The organism is Wolbachia endosymbiont of Armadillidium arcangelii (genome assembly GCF_040207875.1).
Classification (GTDB): domain Bacteria; phylum Pseudomonadota; class Alphaproteobacteria; order Rickettsiales; family Anaplasmataceae; genus Wolbachia.
In genome coordinates this window covers 1,650,319-1,672,833 of sequence record NZ_CP157942.1, presented here as the reverse complement: position 1 = coordinate 1,672,833, position 22,515 = coordinate 1,650,319, and the positions used below count along the sequence as shown (strand labels likewise).

The 22,515-nt window shown below is 34.0% G+C and carries 21 protein-coding genes, 1 tRNA gene and 7 pseudogenes; 21 read left to right on the top strand and 8 right to left on the bottom strand.

The window, feature by feature from the left end:
- Window positions 1-515 precede the first annotated feature (515 nt).
- From ABLO99_RS08470 to ABLO99_RS08430, 9 genes are all read left to right on the top strand, one after another.
- On the top strand, window positions 516-812 hold the full coding sequence (locus ABLO99_RS08470) for a helix-turn-helix domain-containing protein (RefSeq protein ID WP_047759418.1): 297 nt from the start codon (window positions 516-518) through the stop codon (window positions 810-812).
- Between the two features lie 60 nt (window positions 813-872).
- Window positions 873-1,265, top strand: coding sequence for a DNA-directed RNA polymerase subunit omega (gene rpoZ, locus ABLO99_RS08465; protein ID WP_349967659.1), 393 nt, complete (start codon window positions 873-875; stop codon window positions 1,263-1,265).
- A 28-nt stretch (window positions 1,266-1,293) separates the two neighbouring features.
- Window positions 1,294-1,539, top strand: coding sequence for a monovalent cation/H+ antiporter complex subunit F (locus ABLO99_RS08460; RefSeq protein ID WP_349967657.1), 246 nt, complete (start codon window positions 1,294-1,296; stop codon window positions 1,537-1,539).
- 6 nt (window positions 1,540-1,545) lie between these two features.
- Window positions 1,546-1,845, top strand: coding sequence for a monovalent cation/H(+) antiporter subunit G (gene mnhG / locus ABLO99_RS08455; protein WP_114517297.1), 300 nt, complete (start codon window positions 1,546-1,548; stop codon window positions 1,843-1,845).
- Window positions 1,830-2,351: a DUF4040 domain-containing protein gene (locus ABLO99_RS08450; protein WP_349967655.1), complete on the top strand. Its 522-nt coding sequence runs from the start codon at window positions 1,830-1,832 to the stop codon at window positions 2,349-2,351. Before mnhG ends, ABLO99_RS08450 begins: the two co-directional genes overlap by 16 nt.
- The gene (locus tag ABLO99_RS08445; protein ID WP_349967654.1) at window positions 2,344-2,763 is read left to right on the top strand and encodes a Na(+)/H(+) antiporter subunit B; all 420 of its coding nucleotides are present in this window, start codon (window positions 2,344-2,346) and stop codon (window positions 2,761-2,763) included. Before ABLO99_RS08450 ends, ABLO99_RS08445 begins: the two co-directional genes overlap by 8 nt.
- Entirely contained in the window at window positions 2,760-3,062 is a 303-nt protein-coding gene (locus ABLO99_RS08440) for a cation:proton antiporter subunit C (RefSeq protein WP_047759422.1), read from the top strand. The genes ABLO99_RS08445 and ABLO99_RS08440 overlap by 4 nt, the downstream gene beginning before the upstream one ends.
- Before the next feature lie 138 nt (window positions 3,063-3,200).
- Window positions 3,201-5,111: an RNA polymerase sigma factor RpoD gene (gene rpoD, locus ABLO99_RS08435; RefSeq protein ID WP_349967652.1), complete on the top strand. Its 1,911-nt coding sequence runs from the start codon at window positions 3,201-3,203 to the stop codon at window positions 5,109-5,111.
- A 363-nt stretch (window positions 5,112-5,474) separates the two neighbouring features.
- Window positions 5,475-6,005, top strand: coding sequence for an SGNH/GDSL hydrolase family protein (locus ABLO99_RS08430; RefSeq protein ID WP_238580418.1), 531 nt, complete (start codon window positions 5,475-5,477; stop codon window positions 6,003-6,005).
- A gap of 101 nt (window positions 6,006-6,106) precedes the next feature.
- Here the strand turns inward: ABLO99_RS08430 and ABLO99_RS08425 are convergent.
- A pseudogene (locus ABLO99_RS08425) lies at window positions 6,107-7,175 on the bottom strand (IS4 family transposase); the annotation flags it as partial.
- Window positions 7,176-7,687: 512 nt separating this feature from the next.
- Between ABLO99_RS08425 and ABLO99_RS08420 the strand changes: the two are divergent.
- From ABLO99_RS08420 to ABLO99_RS08410, 3 genes and pseudogenes are all read left to right on the top strand, one after another.
- Complete coding sequence (locus tag ABLO99_RS08420; protein WP_238580409.1) at window positions 7,688-8,236, top strand: hypothetical protein; 549 nt, start codon at window positions 7,688-7,690, stop codon at window positions 8,234-8,236.
- A 56-nt stretch (window positions 8,237-8,292) separates the two neighbouring features.
- Window positions 8,293-9,396: pseudogene (locus tag ABLO99_RS08415) on the top strand (IS256 family transposase).
- Between the two features lie 185 nt (window positions 9,397-9,581).
- Window positions 9,582-9,800, top strand: a pseudogene (locus ABLO99_RS08410) (transposase); the annotation flags it as partial.
- Window positions 9,801-9,871: 71 nt separating this feature from the next.
- Here ABLO99_RS08410 and ABLO99_RS08760 read toward each other — a convergent pair.
- The 3 genes and pseudogenes from ABLO99_RS08760 to ABLO99_RS08395 form a co-directional block, all read right to left on the bottom strand.
- Window positions 9,872-10,179 (bottom strand): annotated as a pseudogene (locus tag ABLO99_RS08760) (IS5/IS1182 family transposase); the annotation flags it as partial.
- Window positions 10,180-10,358: 179 nt separating this feature from the next.
- Window positions 10,359-12,155: a translation elongation factor 4 gene (lepA, locus tag ABLO99_RS08400; RefSeq protein WP_349967647.1), complete on the bottom strand. Its 1,797-nt coding sequence runs from the start codon at window positions 12,153-12,155 to the stop codon at window positions 10,359-10,361.
- 72 nt (window positions 12,156-12,227) lie between these two features.
- The gene (locus ABLO99_RS08395) at window positions 12,228-12,920 is read right to left on the bottom strand and encodes a hypothetical protein (protein ID WP_349967646.1); all 693 of its coding nucleotides are present in this window, start codon (window positions 12,918-12,920) and stop codon (window positions 12,228-12,230) included.
- Between the two features lie 109 nt (window positions 12,921-13,029).
- Here ABLO99_RS08395 and ABLO99_RS08390 point away from each other — a divergent pair.
- The 6 genes and pseudogenes from ABLO99_RS08390 to ABLO99_RS08365 form a co-directional block, all read left to right on the top strand.
- Window positions 13,030-13,722 (top strand): annotated as a pseudogene (locus ABLO99_RS08390) (IS4-like element ISWpi18 family transposase); the annotation flags it as partial.
- A gap of 101 nt (window positions 13,723-13,823) precedes the next feature.
- Window positions 13,824-15,101, top strand: a complete 1,278-nt coding sequence (locus ABLO99_RS08385; protein WP_349966866.1) for an IS4-like element ISWpi18 family transposase — start codon at window positions 13,824-13,826, stop codon at window positions 15,099-15,101.
- 197 nt (window positions 15,102-15,298) lie between these two features.
- Window positions 15,299-15,892 (top strand): annotated as a pseudogene (locus ABLO99_RS08380) (IS4-like element ISWpi18 family transposase); the annotation flags it as partial.
- Between the two features lie 138 nt (window positions 15,893-16,030).
- Window positions 16,031-16,868, top strand: a pseudogene (locus ABLO99_RS08375) (IS630 family transposase).
- A 90-nt stretch (window positions 16,869-16,958) separates the two neighbouring features.
- Window positions 16,959-17,791, top strand: a protein-coding gene (locus tag ABLO99_RS08370) for an IS5 family transposase (protein WP_349967383.1) whose coding sequence is annotated in 2 segments (ribosomal slippage) — window positions 16,959-17,325 and window positions 17,325-17,791 — 834 coding nt in all. Because the reading frame shifts where the segments join, the coding sequence is not laid out codon by codon here.
- Window positions 17,784-17,975, top strand: coding sequence for a hypothetical protein (locus tag ABLO99_RS08365; protein ID WP_349967644.1), 192 nt, complete (start codon window positions 17,784-17,786; stop codon window positions 17,973-17,975). The genes ABLO99_RS08370 and ABLO99_RS08365 overlap by 8 nt, the downstream gene beginning before the upstream one ends.
- 25 nt (window positions 17,976-18,000) lie before the next feature.
- On the opposite strand, the gene ABLO99_RS08360 is transcribed toward ABLO99_RS08365, so the two are convergent.
- From ABLO99_RS08360 to cutA, 3 genes are all read right to left on the bottom strand, one after another.
- On the bottom strand, window positions 18,001-18,303 hold the full coding sequence (locus ABLO99_RS08360) for a hypothetical protein (protein WP_349967642.1): 303 nt from the start codon (window positions 18,301-18,303) through the stop codon (window positions 18,001-18,003).
- 243 nt (window positions 18,304-18,546) lie between these two features.
- A tRNA-Gln gene (locus ABLO99_RS08355) sits at window positions 18,547-18,621 on the bottom strand.
- Window positions 18,612-18,947, bottom strand: coding sequence for a divalent-cation tolerance protein CutA (gene cutA, locus ABLO99_RS08350; RefSeq protein WP_349967640.1), 336 nt, complete (start codon window positions 18,945-18,947; stop codon window positions 18,612-18,614). The genes ABLO99_RS08355 and cutA overlap by 10 nt, the downstream gene beginning before the upstream one ends.
- 81 nt (window positions 18,948-19,028) lie before the next feature.
- Here cutA and ABLO99_RS08345 point away from each other — a divergent pair, with 81 nt between their 5' ends.
- From ABLO99_RS08345 to ABLO99_RS08335, 3 genes are all read left to right on the top strand, one after another.
- The gene (locus ABLO99_RS08345; RefSeq protein WP_349967639.1) at window positions 19,029-19,187 is read left to right on the top strand and encodes a hypothetical protein; all 159 of its coding nucleotides are present in this window, start codon (window positions 19,029-19,031) and stop codon (window positions 19,185-19,187) included.
- Window positions 19,188-19,414: 227 nt separating this feature from the next.
- Window positions 19,415-20,710 carry an ankyrin repeat domain-containing protein gene (locus ABLO99_RS08340; RefSeq protein WP_349967637.1) on the top strand — a complete coding sequence of 432 codons (1,296 nt, stop codon included), beginning with the start codon at window positions 19,415-19,417 and terminating at the stop codon, window positions 20,708-20,710.
- Between the two features lie 429 nt (window positions 20,711-21,139).
- Complete coding sequence (locus ABLO99_RS08335; protein ID WP_349967635.1) at window positions 21,140-21,769, top strand: alpha/beta hydrolase; 630 nt, start codon at window positions 21,140-21,142, stop codon at window positions 21,767-21,769.
- Between the two features lie 472 nt (window positions 21,770-22,241).
- Here ABLO99_RS08335 and ABLO99_RS08330 read toward each other — a convergent pair whose 3' ends face one another.
- Window positions 22,242-22,409, bottom strand: a complete 168-nt coding sequence (locus tag ABLO99_RS08330) for a hypothetical protein (RefSeq protein ID WP_349967582.1) — start codon at window positions 22,407-22,409, stop codon at window positions 22,242-22,244.
- Between the last annotated feature and the right edge of the window lie 106 nt (window positions 22,410-22,515).

Here is a 22,515-nt window from a genome sequence, read left to right as displayed (position 1 = left end):
GCTCCAAAACACTTTTTTTACTTCCGCTATGCTTTTCACTTCATTTTTTAAAATAATCTTGCCATTTTGGAAACTCTGTTAGCCCACTCAAAGTAACTTTTTAGAACCTATAACACTCCACAAAATACACTATAAGTCTTTTTGGTTCTGTTTTTCTATAGAGCTCTGCTCAACTCTTTCCCTACTTATCTTACTTTGTTTTCATGATTTATATACTCTATCCCTGACCTTATTCCTTTCTTGAAACCATATACAATCTCTAAAACGAGTTTGTAAAATGATTATTTCTATATTTTAAACTTTATAGTTTTAATTTATTCTTTCTATTAGTGATTTTTTTAACAAAATAATAATTTAAAATTACTAGTATTTTGATAGAGATATAGTCAACTTAAAATTTTAAGATCAGTATATCATTATAGTTATTGACAAATTATATAATATTAATATATTGGTATATTAAATATTATGATATAATACTTAATAAAGCTAATTGGTATGTGAGAGTAAAAATTATGGAAATAATATCATTAAACAATCTGGATAGTACAGAAATAAAAGCAAAGTTGCTTTACATAATAAACAAAATTGTAGAAAAAAATACTTGGACTCAAGCTTGTGCGGCTGAGAAACTTGGTATTGATCAGCCAAAGGTGTCACAAATTAAAAATGGTAAAATAGATGGTTTTTCTTTAGAAAGACTGTTAGGGTTTTTAAGAAAGCTTGATCATGAAATAACAATTACAATAACAGAAAATCAAGCAGTAAAAGCTAAAACAGAAAAAGTAGAGTATGGAGTTGCATCTCAATAGATACGCAGTTGACATCTTATTTTTTGTGATATAGTATAAAGCTTATCAAGGTGGTGTTTTATGGTTGAATCTATTGCAGAAAAGTGTGTAGAACAGGTGCATAACCGTTTTAAATTGGTTCTGCTGGCAAGTCAAAGAACGCATGATTTAAGTACAGGGACAAGCGATCCAGTTCAAATGGTTAAGTTTAAAGGGCATAAGGACACTATAGTTGCTTTATATGAAATAGCAGAAAAGAAGGTAGATACTCATGAGTTGTTTAACCTTTTGGTGAAAAGGTGCAAGGAGTACATGAAAGGAAATATGAATAATGCTTACAGTCGTAGTCCAAGTAAGCTAGCGAGTTTGTTAAATTTTTCTGATCATCAATTTAACACAGATCTTGATATAAGTCAAGGAAGCCAAGATGATGAAATAGATGATCAAGATAGCGGTGAAGAAGTACCAATTTAGAAATCTGCAGAGGTTGTATAGTTTATAAATGATTAGCATTGCTATCTATGCACTTTTGTCCTGTATGAGTGTAATGTTATGTTGTATAGTGTTTAGATCAAGTGATGTATACAATAAGGTTTTAGCATTCAATAATTTTTCAACGCAAGTAGTTTTACTCATAACAGCAATATCAATCATTCTTAATAATTTCTTTTTAATTGATATAGCACTACTGTATGCTAGCATTAGTTTTATATCAACTATAGCACTAATGAGATTAATGTTGTTTTGATAATTTATGATAGCATCCATTCTCATATTTTTAGGTGTTTGTTTAGTAGTCATTTCAAGCGTAGGAGTAATAGTATTTCCTGATTTCTATACTAGACTACATGCTGCAGGTATTGCAGATTCTAGTGGCGCAATGTTGTTGTTGATTGGTTTTGCTTTGCAAAATAAATTTTCAATCAATACTATTAAAATTATATTATTGATTTTTATAATATGGATAGCCAATGCAACTAACAGTTATATTTTAGCGCGTACTCATTATAAAAGTAAGGACTATTCAAGAAGATTAAGATGCTGGAAATACTAAATCTAATATTACTTTTGCTGTTACTCACGGTTACTATTTTTATAGTCCTTTCAAAACACTTAGTTGTAAGTGCTGTTCTAATGTGTGTATTTAGTTCACTTATTGAGCTTATATACTTGATTATGAATGCGCCCGATGTTGCAATTACTGAAGCTTCTGTCGGTGCAGGACTGAGCACAGTCTTTACGTTTGCAGCACTCTCTTTGATAAAGAATCACAAAGTAAACTTATCTCATAGCCCCATAACACTTTTTTTTATGTTGGTTTTGACTGCATGTTTATCATACTTTATGATTCAATTGCCAGATTTTGGCAGTCATGATGCTCCAGTCCATTTGCATGTTGCTCCTTATTATATAGAAAATACTGAAAAAGCTACTGGTATTCCTAATATAGTGACAGCTGTTTTAGCAAGCTTTCGTGGCTATGACACGTTTGGAGAAACTATAGTAGTTTTTACTGCTGCACTTTGTGTAATATTAAAGGAAGAAAAAGAAGATGATTAAAGATCCGATATTAAGTGTAGTAACATTTTTGATGATACCTTTTATCACTTTGTTTGGTTTATACATACAATTTCATGGTGACTACACTCCAGGTGGAGGTTTTCAAGCAGGAATAATTATTGCCTCTGGGGTAATATTATATTCAATGTTATTTGGCATATCTACAACTTTAAAAGCAATACCTTACTCTGTGATCAAATTTACTAACGTGCTAGGTATTTTAACCTATGGGGGAACGGGTATTATAACAGTTTTACTTGGCCAAAATTTTTTATCTTATAATATATTATCAACTAATAATAGCACAGGTCAAAAATTGGGTATTTTCTTAGTGGAGCTGGGTGTAGTATTTACCGTCTGCTCTTCCATGCTAATCATATATATAAGTTTTGCTCGTAGGAAAAAACAATGACCCTATATAATTATATAATCATTACTATATTAATGGTGCTAGGTTTGTATATTATTATAAACGATAAAAATTTAATCAAAAAAATGATAGGGTTAAGTGTCTTACAAGCATCTATTTTGTTATTTTACATATCTCTCGGATACATAAAAAGTTCTTTGCCTCCTATATTGACTTCAAATTTTTATTTATATAGCAATCCTATACCTCACGTTTTAATGCTTACTGCTATCGTGGTTGGAATTGCAACATTTTCAGTTGGATTGTCCATAGCAGTAAGAATGGAGGGAATAATTGATTAAGAAGAGTGTGTATAAATTAACAGTATCTTAAACTATATGAAGTAGCAAATAACTATAAATTAAGAATAAAACTATAAGCTTGCTCATTGTAAGTTTATTTGATAATAAGAAATAAACTTTTAAACTATAAAGGTAATGATGTCAACTATTAATGATACAGAAGATAGAAAAAAAATTATCAGAGCTCTTGTAACTAAAGGTATAAGGAAGGGTGGTTTTATCACCTTTGATGATATAAATGATAAGTTGTCAGATGAAAATTTTTCATCTGATTTTATAGATGATACTATATCTTTATTGCAGGACTCTGGAATTAACATACTTGAAAGTAGCGAAGATGAGGAAGAAGCTCCTTCTAACAGTGATAGTAGCAAACTTGATGATAACGAGACATCGTTGAATACTAATGCAACTTTAGTGCAAAATGATGATCCAGTAAGGATTTATTTGCAAGACATGAGCTCTGTAAAGCTTTTGTCACGAGCAGATGAAATTGAGATAGCAAAAAAAATTGAGTCTGGAAAGCATAACATGTTACGTGCAATAATTGAAACATCAGCGGCATTCAATATGATAAAAATGTGGCGTGATGATTTAAGTGGGGGAACTTTTTTACTGAGAGAAATTATAAATCTGGATGCAATTTATAATTCTGATTTTAATGTGGTACCCAAAGAAAAAAGTGAAGCTGAGGATATTCCTGAAGATGCTAAAGACTGTGTTGATGATGAGGAAAAAGGTAATGATGAAAAGGGAAATGAGAGTGAAGATATAAGTTCAGTGAATTTAAATATTTCTGTTCTTGAAATGGAAAGTGATTTATTGCCAAAGGTTATAATGGCATTGGATGAGATAATCACTTTAACAAATGAGGCATTGATATTGAAAAAAAATTCTAAAAGTTTCTCTAGTGAGCTAGAAAACTTATATAATCAAATATGGTCTCTAGCATTACAAGTTAAGTTTAGTGATGCTGCTATTGCAAGAATTACACAAAAACTTTACGAAATAAATAGATTAATTGTGCTTGAAGAAGCTAATCTTATTGCTGAGGCTAGAAAGTACGATATTGATAGAGAAAGTTTCTATAATGTTTATGGTGATGTACTTTTAAAGCACGAGTTGAGAGAGATAAGTCTTCTAAAGATCAATGAAAACCAGTCTTCTTTTACAGGTAAATTAAAAAATAAATTCTTAAGGTTTATAAACGATAACTATGAGCATATAGCTAGTGCCTTAAGCAGTATTAAGCATCATGTACAAGGAGATAATGTGCAAGAGTTTAAGAAGCTAATCAAGAGAATACAAAAACACGAACGAGAAGTCTCTGAAGCAAAACAAGAGATGATTAAGGCTAACTTAAGGCTAGTGGTTTCGATTGCTAAAAAGTATTCAAAAAGAGGTCTTGATCTGCTTGATTTGATACAAGAAGGCAATATTGGTCTTATAAAGGCCGTAGATAAGTTTGATTATAAACGTGGATATAAATTTTCGACTTATGCTACTTGGTGGGTAAAACAATCGATCACTAGGGCAATACCTGAGCAGTCTAAAGTAGTTAGAATACCAGTTCATATGGTAGAAATTATCAGTAAAATCAATAAAGCATTAAGAAAGATGACTCATAGAATGAGTAGAGAGCCAACATTAGAGGAATTAAGTATAGAATTGGAGATGCCGATAGAAAGAATACGCAAAGTTATGAAAATAGCAAAAGATCCGGTAAGTCTTGAAGCTCCAACAGGTAAAGATGATAATAGTACCTTCGGTGATTGTATAGAAGATAAGCGAGTTTCTAAACCAGAGGATGCTGCAATACTTGCTGACTTGCGCGGTATTACGACCAATGTTCTTGCAACTTTAACAGCAAAAGAAGAAAGAATTCTAAGAATGCGTTTTGGCCTTGGTAAAGATGGAAAGGAGCATACTTTAGAAGAAGTAGGAAAAATTTTTAATGTAACACGTGAGAGAATTAGGCAAATAGAGGCAAAAGCACTGCGCAAGTTGAAACATCCAAACCGCGCTAGAAAATTTAGAGGGTTCTTTTAAGTATACGTGTCAAGTTAAGAAGAAGCTGATTTTGCCGGGAAAAAGTGGAGAAAAAGTCAGAGCGTTTTTAAAATAAAACGTTTTTTCAAAAAGGTATGATATGAAGGAAATACACAATAAAGTTTAAAATGGGGGTTGTAAAAAAGTTGCACCGCTATTTTTCTTTTTTTATGAATCTAATGAAACAACATGCTAATCTACGGTAAATATTATGACAAACAAAGATGACAATTCTAATTCAAAGTATAGAAATTTTTATGTTCTGGGTGATAGTTTATCCGATAATGGTGCAATCATTAAAATTTAAAATAACTTATCCTTTGTAAGAAACGTGAAATTTAGTTCCCCCTTTCATCAAGGAAGATTTTTAGTAATGGTCCTACTGCTGTTGAATATGTAGCAAAGTATTTAGGTTTAAAAGAATTTAAGCCGAGATGGAGTTACTCATTTTTTGGCAAATGCCACGAACAGCAAGGTCACAACTATGCGGTTTCATATGCAACAGCATCTGAAATTCTTGACCTTATTTTTTCTTATTTCTTCAATAAATTTCGTTTAGCTAACCAGCTAGATGTGGTAATTAAACATCATCCAGATATAGGTAAAGAAGATTTATTTTGCATCATAATCGGCGGAAATGATATTATGGTTGCCACTGTTTATAACAGTGTTAAAGCAGAAAAAGTATTGAAACAAGCAGTTAGTGAAATATGCAATGCACTTAAGGTTCTAAATGAACATGGTGTAAAGTATGTGGTTGTTGCAAATGCGCCTGAAGTTGGCTTAATACCAGCTTTTAATAAAGATGAAAAAGCAAGAGAGCTAGCTGCAAAGCTCACAAAGAGTTTCAACGCAAAATTAGCTAATAGATTATATGAAGAAAAGTACATGTGAAATCAAAACATTCGATCTTAACTCTAAAATGAAAAGTATGCTTGGCAAATATAAGAGCAAAGGTTTAAACAATCAAGATGCATGCATATCAAACCTTACTATTACCCATAAGTATAAAGTTCAGTAGCAAGCCTCCATCCTTCTGATAAATCAAAGAGACGTCTCCATCCTTTCCAAAGGGTAATAGGTCCAGGTTCTGGGTCATTTTTTCTGGCTAAGTGGCCTCCAAGCTGAGCAATCCATGAAACAACCTCTTTTATAGTAGGAGTTACATTTGGGCATTTGTGTATTTTCGCGTATAAAACTTTCCACTCTTCTTCAGCTAATAAAGTAGTGTTGGATTGGTTCTTGCAATTGTTGTAATAAAAAAAATTCTCCAAGCAATAACACTCATAACCGTTAAATACCTCATTAATCTTTCTGCTGTTTCAAGTCTACATTCTTCAACTTTAAGGCCGGATTTTAAAATTTTATGAAGTATCTCTATCTTCCATCTAAGACAATACCAACTAACCTTTTCAACTGCCTCATCAAAAGTATTAACAGGAAGATTCGTTAAAAGCATCCACTCTAGCGGACTTGCTTCAGGAGGACAGAACACCATAAACTGCATAAAGTGGTAGGTTATATAACTCTTTATACCTTATGTGCCTTTTAGGCGGATCCATCATAAACTTCCCAAACTTAACCTCTAAACATGCTGTTCTTTTTGGCTTATTATCTCTAGCAGGGATTTCAATTTCTATTGTACCAATGCTAGAGAAGTCTTCAAAAAATTCCATAATTTTTGTTTATCGTTGGAAAATCTGGATTTTCTATTTATATCTCGATCTTTGGAAGCTCTTACTAAAACTGCTGAGTTAAGATTACGTGCAAGTTCAAAAAATTCATAAATATCTGCCTCTCTATCACATACAGTTATAGCTTCAGTTTTAGTTGAGTCTATATATGCTATCTGTTTTCCTTAGGCTTTCTAGCCACTTTATACTTTCTTTATCTTCAATATGTGCTCTTTTACGATTCCTCTCTTTTAGCTCTTTGGCTTCTTCAGAAACAGGTGGTCTCGAGTAAATTTTTTATTCCTAATGCCAAGCCTTCTGTACTAACAGCAAAAGCTGTATGCAGCATAACACCTTTACTACGTTTTCTTGAGATAATTCCCAACCCACTTGCCATTTTTATACCCTCAATATTTGCAAACTTTAATATTCTAATACTTTATTTATAAGTCCATTTATATTTGTGGGTAATAGTAAGATATCAAACATCACAGACCAGTTTGTGGAAGGGGGATTTAGAAAAAATATAAAGATACTCTTAAAGTTGATATTTAAAGGAGAGCTTAATATTTACTATAATCCTGGATGGCTTTGTTGAATAGCTAGTGTTATATTGTAAGGAGAAAAGCTTTTCAATATATGGTTACTAACGCATTTTGTTGTAAAATAAGCATTTTTCAAACAAGTATAACTTATGCCGCAAAAAATGAGAGTAAGTAACCAAAGAGAATATAACGAGTTTCTCAAAAAAAAGAGGAAATGTTTTTCATTTTGTTAATAGAAAATTGGTATGAAAATAGTCCAAAAGTTGCAGGTGCACTTATAGTGGTAAAGTTGTAATTTTAATACACATATCTTTTTAGAATTGGCTTGAGACAAGCTGTAGGTTTTGTAAAAGGTTATATGGTACAAATAGGCAAAAAACTTAAGGTTATCAGCTATACACAAGCTTCCAGAAGATTTAAAAAGCTTAATTTGAAGATTGATGACCATAGAACCAATAAAGATGATTTGGAAAATATTAAAATTGCCGTAGATAGCACTAGAGTTAGTATCTACAATAATAACGGTGGGCATAATACTCGAAAAAGAAAATACAGTGGCTATGGTCAAGTAAGAAAACTACATGTTGTTTTAAACGTAAATGATAAGAATAGTGGTGTTGCTGTGCCGGTCTGCGATATGTTAGAGGAAGTCAGTGATAAATATAACATTTGTTCTATTCGAGCAGATGCGGCTTATGATATAAAAAGTGTGTATAAAGAATGCAGAATATTGTGCCTATTATTCGCCCTAGCTAAAATTTGTTTAGCTATCAGAAAGAAACAAGTAGAATATGAGAATTATGAAGATGGTATTAATGAATGGAAGAAAAAAGTTAAGTATGGAGCACGGTCTTATATTGAAGTCTTTTTCTATAGGTTATTTGGGTTTGGCGGGAGTGTTAAATAAACTGTGTCAAACCAAGAAATAAAAATATAATTGATATAAAAAAACGGAGGTTTGACATGAGTCAAGTAAATAAAACTACCGGTTTGGTAGATTATAAAGAATTAGAAACCTGTCGTCTATACGAGAAGGAAGACCGCTAACAGGAAGAGATGACACCGTTTATAAAAAAGCTGCTTGAGGCAAGTCTGGAAAGGTGAAATAGAACACCACTTGTCTGGTGAAAGCGAAGAAAATAATCGAAGAAATGGGAAAAACTTTACGTACAACTCATTTGAGTTGTTAACACCTAGAGACAGGGAAGGAAGCTTTGAACCCCAAATAGTTAGAAAAAGACAAACAACAGAACTTGAAGCAAAGGTCTTAAGCACATTTGCCAGTGGCATGGAGATATAGCGTCACATATTGAGGAAATTTACGATCATAAAATATCGGCGGCAGAGATATCAAGTATTACTGACAAACAGTAATCAACGAATGGCGTAGTCGTCCGCTGCAGTCTGTATATCCGATAGTTTTCATGGTTTTTTAAGGAGTTGTGTAAGTAAATGTATGTATAATATATTAGCAAAATGGCAGAAAAGAAGTTTTATTTAGCTGAAAGTGAAGTTCTGGTTGGGAGTACTAAATGATCTCAAAGAGAGAGGAGTGGAAGATATTCTAATTGCATGTGTAGATGGGCTAAAAAGCTTTCCTGCAGAAATAAACGGTGTGTTCCCTAATGCAGAATGTGTATAGTGCATCAGATACGTAACTCACTGAAGTATGTAGCTAGTAAAGAGTTTTTTGAGTGATTTAAAGAAAAGCTTCAAGTAAGGAAATTGCCGAGAATTATCTGTTGGAATTAGATGAAAAATGGGGCACAAAGTACCCTATAATCTTGGCAGAATAATTGGGAAAACCTATCTGGTTATTTTAAGTATTCCGACCCAGTTAGGAGGATAATCTATACTACTAATCCCATAGAGGGGCTACATAGGCAAATTAGGAAATTCACCAAAACCAAGGGCTCATTTACTAGCATAAATGCCTTGTATAAATAGGTATATTGTGCTATAAAGAAAGTGGAGGAGAAATGGACTATGCCTGTACATGATTGGGCATTGACTATATCTCAGCTCGACATTTTCTTTCCCAACAGATTGAAAATTGAGTTGAATTAAAAATTCGGTTTGACACAGTTTATTTAACACTCCCGGTTTGGCTTGAAAAATAAATCAGAGGTAAATCGTGTGTTAATTAAGTGCTACTTACTGAACAAATTTACTGATATAGGTATGGCTAAATTTAAATTAGCTGTGTAAATTCATTGTGATTTACATGCCTATCAGTGCTATGCAACATAGCCACACCGATTTTGGAACCTGGACAAACTTTGATAATGCTACTTTTCATAAGTCTAATAAGATTACCGAACTTGCTAAAGGGGTTGGTGCAGAAATTTTATATCTGCCTCCGTATTCTCCAGATTTTAACAAAATTGAGCATCATTGGTTTGCTATAAAAAACAGAATCAGGAACTCTATTCACATCTTTTTGTCATGCTGTTGATTCTTCCTTCTTATGACCTTTTTGGACTGTTATGAGAAGGGCTATACTTATGTTTTTATTGTATGTTTCTTTTTTTTCCTAAAAAAAATCTTTTCTGCTTTTTTTTGCTCTCTCTATGGGAGTTTCTGTTCCGTCTACTACCAGAATCTCATATTGCATTTAATAGCTCTTTTTTTCCAGGCAATGCAAAATCTTGATGCTTTATCAGCGAATGCAGGCACTTTCACTTAGTACGGTAGTGCCATTAACAAATGATCTTCCATGCCTCCTTTTGCCTTTTTCTTAGCCTCTTCCTCTATTAAAATTTCTATTATTTTTTCGAACGTTTTTCTTTTTACTCCTGTCAATCTCCGTAACTCCTCTTCATCAAGTTTACTTATTTGTTTGTATTTCATACCTTCACTAATGTTGCTTTCGGTATGTTCTTGCATATTCCTAAGTTATGCAAGAAATCTTTTGTTGCGTGGCATCTTGTATAGTGTTGATTTAAGATATGATATAGCTATTTCAATGCAAATAAATTTATTGAGCAAATAGCACTTAGTTCTTTAAAATTATGTTTTTAGACATACAGTTAATCATTTATTTTCAAAGCCTCAATAAAAGCATTCTGTGGAATGTTTATGTTTCCTACAGAATGCAATCTTTTCTTACCTTTCTTCTGCTTTTCAAGCAACTTCATCCTTCGTGTGACGTCTCCACCATAGAGTTTGGCTGTTACATCTTTTCTATACGGGTTAATTGTTTCTCTCGCAATAATTTTACTGCCCACTGCCGCTTGAATCGCGATTTTATATTGCTGACGTGGTATCAAGTCTTTCAAACGTGCACATATTTCGCGTCCCCTTTTTTCTGCCCTACTTTTGTGAACGATGCAGGCTAATGCATCCACAGGCTCTCCATTAACTAAAAAACTCAATTTATCTATTTGACTTTCCTGGTAATTGGAAATTTCCCAATCTAAACTTGCATATCCCTTGGAAATTGATTTTAGTCTATCGTAAAAATCAAAAACAACTTCAGACAGCGGTAATTTATACTTCAGCAGTGCTGTTGTCGTATTACCAATATAAGATAAGTCCTGCTGTTCTCCTCTCCTCTCTTCACACAGAGATAGAATTTCTCCTAAATATTGGTCAGGTACCATTATAGTTGCAGTAATCCATGGTTCTTCTACCATTTTAATTTTTACTGGATCTGGCATGTCGCTTGGATTATGAATATTCAGAATCTCGCCGTTTTGTGTTGCAACCCTATATATAACACTTGGTGCAGTTGCTGTTAGATCTAAATCAAATTCTCTCTCGAGTCTTTCTTGGATAACTTCTAGATGCAGCATTCCCAAGAAACCACAACGGAATCCATAGCCTAGCGCATTTGATGTTTCAGCTTCAAAAGTAAAACTTGCATCATTTAAATGCAGTTTTTCCAGTGCTTCCCTTAAATATTTAAAATCATCTGTGTTGTTGGGAAAAATACTGCAAAATACCACAGGATGGACTTCTTTAAAGCCAGGTAATGCTTCACTGCATGGCCTTTTCTCTTCGGTAATAGTGTCCCCTACTTTGCAATCTGCCATCTCTTTCATTGAAGCAATTATAAAACCAACTTCACCTGCTGAAAGTTCACTAGTCATAACTTTTTTAGGAGTGAAAATACCAATATTATCCACTTGATATGTAGCATTATTAGACATCATAACAATTCTCATGCCTTTTTTTAGAACTCCATTTTTAACTCGCACTAAAATTACTACCCCTAGGTAAGGGTCATACCAACTATCAACTAAAATTGCTTGCAGTGGAGGATTTATATCACCTTGAGGAGCTGGAAGTTTTGTCACTATAGCTTCAAGTACATCTTTTATCCCAAGCCCAGTTTTTGCCGATATCAAAATTGACTCACTTGCATCAATACCAATTACTTCTTCAATCTGAGACTTTACTCTTTCTGGATCTGCAGCAGGAAGGTCGACTTTATTAAGCACAACTATTATCTCATGATTATTGTCAATTGCCTTGTACACATTTGCCAAAGTCTGAGCTTCCACTCCTTGGCTGCTATCTACTACCAAAAGTGAACCTTCACATGCGGCTAAGCTTCGGCTGACTTCATACGAAAAGTCGACATGACCTGGAGTATCCATGAGATTTAGGCAATATTGATTACCATCCCTTGCAGTATAGCTTAGTCTTACCGTTTGTGCTTTGATTGTGATTCCACGTTCACGCTCTATATCCATTGAGTCAAGTATTTGATTGGTCATTTCCCTTGTCTCAAGAACGTTACATTCTTCTATTAAACGATCAGCAAGAGTTGACTTCCCATGATCTATATGTGCTATTATTGCAAAGTTTCTTATATTGTTCATAGATCTACTTATTTAAGTAGATCTATTTTACATTTTAAGTATTGTAAGAGCAATTACTTATCTCCCTTTTTGCTAAAAACATGAAGTTGGAGCCTTTACTAGTGGCCGGAAATGCTCATTAGCTGATGATGATTGACTAAGTTTGCTACTTGCCTCATCGCTTTGCTGGCTATTCTGCTTACATGTTGTTACTGCATCAGCAAGGCTTAGGTAAGTATTACCAACTTTAATTTTTACATCTTTATTTTCTTCTAAATCTTTATTATCTGGTTTATCACTTACTATTTTAATAGTGCCATCGCTATTAGCACTTAATGTAATGCTACATTCCCTTTCATCTATATACCAGTTAAACTTTATTTTATACTGAGTTGTGGTACCTAAATAATAATATCTAACCCCCTTATATATGTGACCATTGATAGATTCTTTTTGATCACCATTTGAAAGAAAGAAACCAACAATATTGTTTTTTTTACAAAAATCACTATTTAAAAATTCGCTTACTTTAATATCTGTGCTTTTATTGTCTTCTTTTAGCTTAATTGTTGCATAAAGAAGATTTTGATCCCCATACTTTGTAATTGATACCGCATCAATAGTGCCGCTTTCTATGCACTTGCTAAACTCTTCTTCAATTTTCTTTTCTAATTCTTTTTGCCTTGCTGCATTTTGTTGTTGCATTTTTTCTAGCGCTTCTTTCATTTTTTTCTGAAGTGATTCGGTATTACTAATTAACTTTTCTTCATCATAGCCTAAGGTCACGTATGCTTCACTGCCATTAAGTTAAGGGAAAGTGATGGACTGTATTGTAAAATCAGGTAAGATCCACAAATTAAAAGAAGTAATGACATGAGTAAAAAAAAGAATAATCATGTTTATAAAAAATAAATTGATGAGTTTAAACTTTATAAACGCACACAGAGCATCCTCAAAAGACTTCTCACGAAAAAGAAAGCTGCCCTTCATTAATGTATTTCTCCTGATTTTTAGAAAGAGTGTAAAGTCATTACAAGTAATGCTTAATGAGTTTGTTCTGCATACAAGAAAAGATTACACAATTACGGCAAGTGCATTTACTCAAGCAAGAAAGAAGCTAAAGCATACTGCGTTTTCAGAGTTAAATGATGATATAGTTTCCCTATACTACCAAGATCAGGAATTTAAAACCCACCATGGCTTCAGAGTACTTGCATTTGATGCTTCAATACTGATTCTGCCAAAGAGCGACAAAATAATAGGCGAGTTTGGCTCAAGAGCAGTATGGAATGGAATCCAGAGATTTGAAGACTATACAAGTGCAACCTTTGAAGTTTGCTACGATGTGCTAAATAATATTGCAATAAAATCTGTGCTAAGTAGAGGTGACAGCTATGAGGTTGATTTAGCGATCGGTATGCTTGAATCCATAAAATCAGACGATTTGTTAATCTGTGATAGAGGATACGTATCTTATCGATTTCTTGCTGAGCTTACAGGAAGGAAAATCAATTATATAATTCGCTGTCCAAGTTCGTCTTTCAATGAAATAAACGCTATGTTTAAGCCGGAAAGCCCATCTAGTATGCACTGCCATTAAGTTAAGGGAAAGTGATGGACTGTATTGTAAAATCAGGTAAGATCCACAAATTAAAAGAAGTAATGACATGAGTAAAAAAAAGAATAATCATGTTTATAAAAAATAAATTGATGAGTTTAAACTTTATAAACGCACACAGAGCATCCTCAAAAGACTTCTCACGAAAAAGAAAGCTGCCCTTCATTAATGTATTTCTCCTGATTTTTAGAAAGAGTGTAAAGTCATTACAAGTAATGCTTAATGAGTTTGTTCTGCATACAAGAAAAGATTACACAATTACGGCAAGTGCATTTACTCAAGCAAGAAAGAAGCTAAAGCATACTGCGTTTTCAGAGTTAAATGATGATATAGTTTCCCTATACTACCAAGATCAGGAATTTAAAACCCACCATGGCTTCAGAGTACTTGCATTTGATGCTTCAATACTGATTCTGCCAAAGAGCGACAAAATAATAGGCGAGTTTGGCTCAAGAGCAGTATGGAATGGAATCCAGAGATTTGAAGACTATACAAGTGCAACCTTTGAAGTTTGCTACGATGTGCTAAATAATATTGCAATAAAATCTGTGCTAAGTAGAGGTGACAGCTATGAGGTTGATTTAGCGATCGGTATGCTTGAATCCATAAAATCAGACGATTTGTTAATCTGTGATAGAGGATACGTATCTTATCGATTTCTTGCTGAGCTTACAGGAAGGAAAATCAATTATATAATTCGCTGTCCAAGTTCGTCTTTCAATGAAATAAACGCTATGTTTAAGCCGGAAAGCCCATCTAGTATGGTGGTAGTGTCTACCGCACCTATTAAAGTAGCAAGACAGCTACGAAAGCTAGGATTACCTGATGAGATGAAATTCAGGTTAGTCAAAATAATACTTTCTTCTGGAGAAGTTGAAGTGTTAGTAACATCTCTGTTAGATGAGCAAAGTTTTACAGTCGAAGAGTTTGAGAGATTATATTACTTGCGCTGGGGAGTAGAAACATTTTTTTCTAGGCTGAAGGGAAGATTAAATTTAGAGAATTTCACAGGAAAAAGTATTGAAACTATCAAGCAGGATTTTTGGTCAACTATCTTCATCAGTAATCTAGAAAGTATCATGATAGAAGATGATGAAGAGACGTTGAGCGCACAGAATAGTAAACTAAAAAAAAGCATCAATAAATCTGTCTCATTTAATGCGATTAAAAACTTAGCCTTTGATATTTTTTCTACAGAGTCAGACATAGACTGCATTATGGATCGACTATCACAGTTATTTTTGATGAACACTTTAGTGGTAAGAAAAGGGAGAAGAGTTGATCGTCATAAGATATCTGATATTCGTTCACTCAACTACCAGAAAAGAGCTAGAAAACATGTGTTTTAAATTCAAGATATCTTTTCAGTATCATTGCATTAGTACATTCTTTGCAAAATAACCTGCAATTATTACTTTTTTAAATAACTTGCACTTTTCAGACTCCCTTTTCTTAAAAATTCACCCTAGTATTTACCATAATTATCAATCACTTCAAATTTTTTGTCCAATCTTAACTTCTCTTTCCCTTAACTTAATGGCAGTGATCTAGTATGGTGGTAGTGTCTACCGCACCTATTAAAGTAGCAAGACAGCTACGAAAGCTAGGATTACCTGATGAGATGAAATTCAGGTTAGTCAAAATAATACTTTCTTCTGGAGAAGTTGAAGTGTTAGTAACATCTCTGTTAGATGAGCAAAGTTTTACAGTCGAAGAGTTTGAGAGATTATATTACTTGCGCTGGGGAGTAGAAACATTTTTTTCTAGGCTGAAGGGAAGATTAAATTTAGAGAATTTCACAGGAAAAAGTATTGAAACTATCAAGCAGGATTTTTGGTCAACTATCTTCATCAGTAATCTAGAAAGTATCATGATAGAAGATGATGAAGAGACATTGAGCGCACAGAATAGTAAACTAAAAAAAAGCATCAATAAATCTGTCTCATTTAATGCGATTAAAAACTTAGCCTTTGATATTTTTTCTACAGAGTCAGACATAGACTGCATTATGGATCGACTATCACAGTTATTTTTGATGAACACTTTAGTGGTAAGAAAAGGGAGAAGAGTTGATCGTCATAAGATATCTGATATTCGTTCACTCAACTACCAGAAAAGAGCTAGAAAACATGTGTTTTAAATTCAAGATATCTTTTCAGTATCATTGCATTAGTACATTCTTTGCAAAATAACCTGCAATTATTACTTTTTTAAATATAGCTCTTTTCATAATAGTACAAACGAGGTAAAATAAGATTTTATAGTAGTGAAGGTAAGTATGCCAGCAGCATATAGTTATGATTTAAGAAAAAAAGCAATGGAATCACTAGAAGAAGGATAAAGCAGAGAAGCAGTGGCAGCAAGATTTAAAATTGGAAGAACTACGTTATGGGAGTGGCAGCAAAGAAAAAAAGAAACAGGAGATTTTCAGTCAAAAAAACTTGGAAATGGAGGTTATAATCACAAAATTACTGACTGGAATAAATTTACTGAATTTGCTAAAAAATATGGTGGAAAAACTCTATCGGAAATGGCTAAGCTTTGGAGCAATGTTAGTATCCCAACGATTCATCGAGCTCTTAAAAAAATTGGACTCACACGCAAAAAAAGACATATGGATACAAAGAAAGGGACGAAGAAAAACGCGCTGAATTTTTGAAAATTATAGCAACAAAAGAACCTCAAAACTTAGTTTATATAGATGAGTCTGGCATTGATAACACCGAGGACTACCCTTATGGATATTGCCAGAAGGGACAGAGGTTTTATGCTCTAAAATCTGGTAAAAAAATTCAACGAATCAGTGTGATTGCAGCCTTAAACGGCAGAAAAATAGTTGTTCCGTTAACATTTGAAGGCCACTGTAATATGTTAATAAATGGTTTGAGCAGTTTTTGACACCGATCTGGACAAACTTTGATAATGCTACTTTTCATAAGTCTAATAAGATTACTGAATTTGCTAAAGGAGTTGGCGCAGAAATTTTATATCTACCGCCTTATTCTCCCGATTTTAACAAAATTGAGCATCATTGGTTTGCTATAAAAAACAGAGCTAGGAAAAACATCCCTCTATTCACATCTTTTCGTCATGCTGTTGATTCCGCTTTTCTATAAGCTTTTCGGATTATTATGAAAAGAGCTATAAGAGGTTGTCCACAAATCAAGAAATAAGTAGTATATAAAGGCAGAATATTGAGGTAAGAGATGAGGAAAAAATATCCAACAGATTTAAGTAAAAGGGAATGGTCCCGAATAGAAAAACACTTCAGGGTATCGTATAAGAAAGGAGGAAGGCCGCCAAAATACAGTAAGTGTGAGATACTGAATGCAATTCTTTATGTACTGCGCACAGGATGTCAATGGCGCAATTTACCACACGATTTTCCGTTGTGGAAGGCTGTGCATGAACAGTTTAGAAGATGGAAAAAGCAGAGGATTTTTGAGAAAGTGAACTATGATATCACTAAATATAGTAGGTCAAAAATGGGAAGAAGTGAGGAGCCAAGCGCATGCATAGTGGATAGTCAATCGGTAAAAATCACGGAAAAAGGGGGGTCAAAGGTTATGATGGTGCAAAAAAAGTAAATGGGAGAAAAAGACATATAATCACAGATACTCAAGGATTTGTGCTTGGTTGCTATGTAGGAGCTGCAAGCGAAAATGACAGAGATGGGGTGAAGATGGTATTGGACAATATGAAAGAAAAATACAGCAATATTAAGAAAATGTGGGCTGATATGGGGTACCAAGGAAAAGATTTAAAAACCCATATAGAGGAAGAACATGGGATAGATATTGAAATTGTGAAAAGACCTCCATGTAGGTTTTGGGTGCATAAAGATACACCACCAGAACTATTGCCACAACGGGATCCTGGATTTGCAGTACAACCGAGAAGGTGGGTGGTAGAGAGGACTTTTGCTTGGATCAATAGAAATAGAAGGCTATCAAAGGAGTACGATTTACTTACAACATCTACTGAAAGTTTCATATATCTGGCTATGAGTAAAGTTATGTTAAGTAGGGAATATGCTTGAATTTAATGGTTTGTGGACAATCTCTAACTGTAAAAAAACAGAAAGCTTGGTAGAGAAAAGTAAAGCAATTTCCTGGCTATCAGACTTTAGTCAAGATTTTGTTGAAACATGTATACTGGCTGACTGTGATCAGTTATACGTAAAAAATAAAATACAGCCAATTTTAAAAGGCCTTACTAGATAAACCTTTTTAATGAGGTTTACCCCTTTCACCAAAAAAAAATATCATGTAATCTTTTGTCTATAGCTTCCTCTATATCTTTGATTAATATCTGCTTTATCATGTTCACTTTCTGTTCCGCCTCTTGAAAATTATTGTTACCATAATTGTTCTTATTACTATAACCATAACTACTGCCATTTGGTTTACTACTCTTTTTTCTTCTTGTGCTGAGTATCTGAACTATCTTTTTTTTGAAAAAAGACTTCCAGCCTGTGCTAAGAAATAATTTGTAGAGAAAATGCGGAATAAGGAACGCTACTAATATTCTAATAGAAACTCCATAACCCAAATCACCTCTATTTTCATAATACCATTTTAAATATTGATACAAATGGTAAAATGCATTTTTGAAAGAGCTAAATTCTACAGCATACCAAAAGCCATTGGTGAGAAACATGAGCATAATGCTGGATGTATAAAGATACATCGTGAAAAGAAATAGCTTTACAACTATATCTTTCAAGCTGCCCAGTATGTAATTTAACAACCTTAATTTATAAAAAAGTGATATCATTTCACACACACTTCAATATGGCTGGGGTGGAAGGATTCGAACCTTCGCGTGGCGGTATCAAAAACCGCTGCCTTACCACTTGGCTACACCCCAATATTGTTTATATCAATAACATTATTAACCCAATTCGTAAAAGATTTACTCGCTTTTCCTACGGGTATTACCGCAATAGCTGGTTGATCATAAGAATGCATTGCTTCGATTTTTTCTACAATCTCATCAATTTGATCATTCCTGCTTTTCATAATTGCCGCTACCTCACAACTACTATTAATTTTACCTTCCCATAGATACAGAGAATTTACTTCAGGAAATATATTTACACATACAATTAACTTCTCGTTTAACAATTCTTCAGAAATAATCTGAGCCTCTTTCAAGTTTGAAAAAGTTATATAGACTAAAACTAAATTGCTCATTAAACGCCACATAAATGCACTTTCATTATACTCCACTTAGATTTATTCATCAAGAGAAAATAGAAGAGACTTCTCCAGTGCTTGACACATAGCTGTACAGAAATTGAAGATGTTATCCGAGTAGCTGACACACAGCTGTACGAAAATTATCCGCAAGGAAATGTCATCCGAGTGTTTCCTTCTGCTGTCATTCCAGTGCTTGACACTGGAATCCAGCCTTTCTTACCAACAAAAACTTAGCATAACTTTCGTACTCAAAAAATTCCTGGATTCCAGCGTCGCGCGCTGGAATGACATCTTCAATCTCCTTACATCTCTCTGGAATGACACCAACTGATTTTCTTTTTAATTCCAGTTATGCAAGAAATCCAATGTTTTGGTGAGATTACGAAAAGCCAGTGTCAAGCACTGGCGTGACATCTTCTTGAATCAAAATGTTCGTACAGCTGTGTGCTTGACAATAGAATTTGGCGAGTATAAAAGTAGCTAATAAAGCAGCTCTTGATGAAATTACGTTAGAAAGAGCTGCAGCTAGTTTGTTGCGAGGAGGCATTATGAATAGAGATCAGCAAAAAAAAGCCATAGCTTTAGGAATGAGATTTTATTGGAAGACAATATTTACATATATTAAGCAAGGCGACAAGGAAAGTGCAAAAAGACTTGCAGAGCGTTGTATAAAGGAAAATAAATGGGAATCTAAAGAAGTTTATGGTTACTTGCTAGCTTTAGCTGCTGAGCAAGGAGAAGTTGACATTGCCGAATTTTTTAAAGATCAAGGTGCAAACCTTGATTGTGAAGTCTGTCATGGAAGGACACCACTCTGGCTTGCTATGCAATATCGACACAATCAAATGGTTAAAGCTTTAAAAGAGTGGGGAGCACGAAAGGACACTCATGATATTTTTGGTTCCCCTTCTAGAAGTCATTATACTCCTCCTCCTTTCTCTGCTGGGGCAAAAAGCACCGATCAAAAGGGAGAGATTAGGGATAAGATGGAATTATATTGGCCGGATATATTTTCATACATTAAACAGGGTGATAGAGAAAGTGCAGAGAGAATGATAGAAAATCTTATAAATAGAAGTAAATGGGAGTCTAAAAAAGAGGAAATATATGGCTGCTTATTGGTTATTGCTGCCACTCAAGGTGAGATTCAAGTTGCTGAATTCTGTAAAAATCACGGAGCAGATCTTGATTATGTAAGTTATGGTGGGAGAACATCGTTGTGGCTTGCTAGAGTAAATGGAAAAAATCAAATGGTTGAAGCTCTTGAAAAATGGGGCGCACGTGGAGACACTGATGAGTATTGTGGTAAATCTTCCTCTGATTTAACAAAGCCAGATTATCGTAAAATAGAAGGTTTTTGTCATAATATACTCTCTGAGTGCTTTAAGACAGGTTTAAGCAAAGAAAATTTAGCAAGGACAGTAGAAGATTTTGTGCGAAACAAAGGATATAGGATTAAGGAAACATACGGAGAACTTCTCTTGTGTTCTATTGTTGGACGTGATATCAAAATTGCTGAGTTTTGCAAAGACAATGGAACAGATCTTAATTATAAAGGCCATTCTGGAAAAACACCATTAGAGGTAGCTGAGAAATTAAAATATTGTGAAATGGTTGAAATTCTTAGAGAATGGGGAGCGCGTAAAGACAATAAGTTTTGGAGTAAGTTGCCTTCTTCGAGTTTAAAAGACCCTAGTTGTAGTAAACAAGAAAAACAAAGAGGATGTACGAAGAAAACTTCATGCAACTTGATGTAAGTAGATCTTGCAAGCATTTTAAGATTGTCATTTCGCTAGTTAATGTAAAAAAAGCTTGGCGAAATTTTGATAATAGTATATAATTGATAGTGTTCTATAAAAAGGATGATGCCCAATACTAAAGGAAACGAAATACATCTTATATTCTTTCATGGATTAGGAGACTATTATAAAAATGCAACTGCATTCTGTGAAGGGGAATTTGAGCGCATGTACCTCCACGATAAACCTAATTTTCACATTCATGCACACAAATACCCTGCTGCATTTCAAAATTATGTAACTTATGTCTTAGCCAGCTTCGTATGTTTAGGAACGTCCATATTGCTACCTGCTGTAATACTGCTTACCAATCGAATAACAGCTAGAACAGCCGGGTTGGCAGTCTTAGCAGCTTTAGCTTGTGTTTTTTTATCTATATTGCTACTCATGATTCCGTTTCTAAATAGGAATCAAAACTTATCTAAGTCTTCAATAGAGCAAATTAGTCAACTGATAGATAAAGGTGTAAAACCCGAAAATATTATACTTTTCGGTCATTCTTTTGGAGGAGCAATTGCATCGGAAGTGTTAAGGCATTTTTCAGATAGAGATGTTAAACTTGGAGGCATTGTTTTTACTAGCACCTTTAGTTCTTTTCATACAGCAATAAAGCATTTTCCAATGCCTCAGACGAAAATTTTGAGTATGCTGCCTTCATTTCGATTAAAAGGAATACTAAAGGCCCTAAATTTAGAATTTGACATAGTAGATAATTTGCAAAAGTCACAAAATGAGAAAATGCCAATAGTAATTATTAACCACATGGAAGACAAATTAATACCACTTTCTGCACAGTTGGCAATTGCGATGTTAGATGATGCGCAAAAGCCAAAAGATGAGAAAATGCCTAACTACATAGAAGACGAATTAACAGTAATTGCGATAAGAAGTGGTCGATATCTGATTAAGGTTTATGATGATCTGGGGGGTTCTCATAATAACATTTTGGGTAGTGCCAAACTTACTAGAGAATTAAAAGAAGTGGTACTTAGTAAAGTTACGTCTAGAACGCGTTAACTTTTCTGCCGCTTTTTTTGGCTAAGGTCACATTTTATCTTTATTACGTATTAAATTACATGTATCTGTTCAGGGAATTTGCTAGTGTGAAAGCCAGTACTTCCTTTCTTGTCATTTTAGCTTCCATAAGGAGAGTAGACCGGCGGAACTTCCCCACCAGTCTCTTGCAGAACTGTACGGAAACCTCTCGGTTTATACAGCTCCCATTATTTAGCCTTTTGATCCTAACCCAAGTGTCCAATGATAGAAAATATTTGGAGACCTCTTTCTCACTTTTCCTAGAAATTGCTTTGCTAGCCTTCCATGATCCCGAAGTTTCTCATATTTTGTCCTGACCCATCTTACGAGGTATCTTTCTATATTTCTGAGAGATGTATACATCTCCGATTTATAAAACCTGCCATAGCCAGCCTCTGACTATTGGATGGCTTTGTTGCATCGCTTATCGGATAGTGGGTAAAGCATAATAAATTCATGAAACTACCTCAAACTTAGCCATGCCAATATCAGTAAATTTATTGAGTAAGTAACATTTTATTAGCAACTCTTTTTCTCGATTTACTTCAGATCTATTTCTAAACAAATATTTGCTTGAAAAAAATCCTTCAATATATGACCTTTTTCCATAAACCGCTTCCACTCTTTCACACCGTCTTTACCACATAATCTAATGGCAGCATTCCTTTCAGCCATATAATCCAATTTTGTATGCTCCACTGCACGATTTTTCGGTAAAATTTTTGTCT

Excerpts from the sequence above, each read along its gene's own strand:
- ABLO99_RS08365 (WP_349967644.1), top strand. The coding sequence starts at position 17,784 with ATGCTTGAATTTAATGGTTTGTGGACAATCTCTAACTGTAAAAAAACA.
- ABLO99_RS08470 (WP_047759418.1), top strand. The coding sequence starts at position 516 with ATGGAAATAATATCATTAAACAATCTGGATAGTACAGAAATAAAAGCA.
- cutA (WP_349967640.1), bottom strand. The coding sequence starts at position 18,947 with ATGAGCAATTTAGTTTTAGTCTATATAACTTTTTCAAACTTGAAAGAG.
- ABLO99_RS08460 (WP_349967657.1), top strand. The coding sequence starts at position 1,294 with ATGATTAGCATTGCTATCTATGCACTTTTGTCCTGTATGAGTGTAATG.
- ABLO99_RS08445 (WP_349967654.1), top strand. The coding sequence starts at position 2,344 with ATGATTAAAGATCCGATATTAAGTGTAGTAACATTTTTGATGATACCT.
- ABLO99_RS08440 (WP_047759422.1), top strand. The coding sequence starts at position 2,760 with ATGACCCTATATAATTATATAATCATTACTATATTAATGGTGCTAGGT.
- rpoZ (WP_349967659.1), top strand. The coding sequence starts at position 873 with ATGGTTGAATCTATTGCAGAAAAGTGTGTAGAACAGGTGCATAACCGT.
- lepA (WP_349967647.1), bottom strand. The coding sequence starts at position 12,155 with ATGAACAATATAAGAAACTTTGCAATAATAGCACATATAGATCATGGG.
- ABLO99_RS08420 (WP_238580409.1), top strand. The coding sequence starts at position 7,688 with ATGGTACAAATAGGCAAAAAACTTAAGGTTATCAGCTATACACAAGCT.
- ABLO99_RS08335 (WP_349967635.1), top strand. The coding sequence starts at position 21,140 with ATGATTCCGTTTCTAAATAGGAATCAAAACTTATCTAAGTCTTCAATA.
- ABLO99_RS08450 (WP_349967655.1), top strand. The coding sequence starts at position 1,830 with ATGCTGGAAATACTAAATCTAATATTACTTTTGCTGTTACTCACGGTT.
- rpoD (WP_349967652.1), top strand. The coding sequence starts at position 3,201 with ATGTCAACTATTAATGATACAGAAGATAGAAAAAAAATTATCAGAGCT.
- ABLO99_RS08385 (WP_349966866.1), top strand. The coding sequence starts at position 13,824 with ATGTTTATAAAAAATAAATTGATGAGTTTAAACTTTATAAACGCACAC.
- mnhG (WP_114517297.1), top strand. The coding sequence starts at position 1,546 with ATGATAGCATCCATTCTCATATTTTTAGGTGTTTGTTTAGTAGTCATT.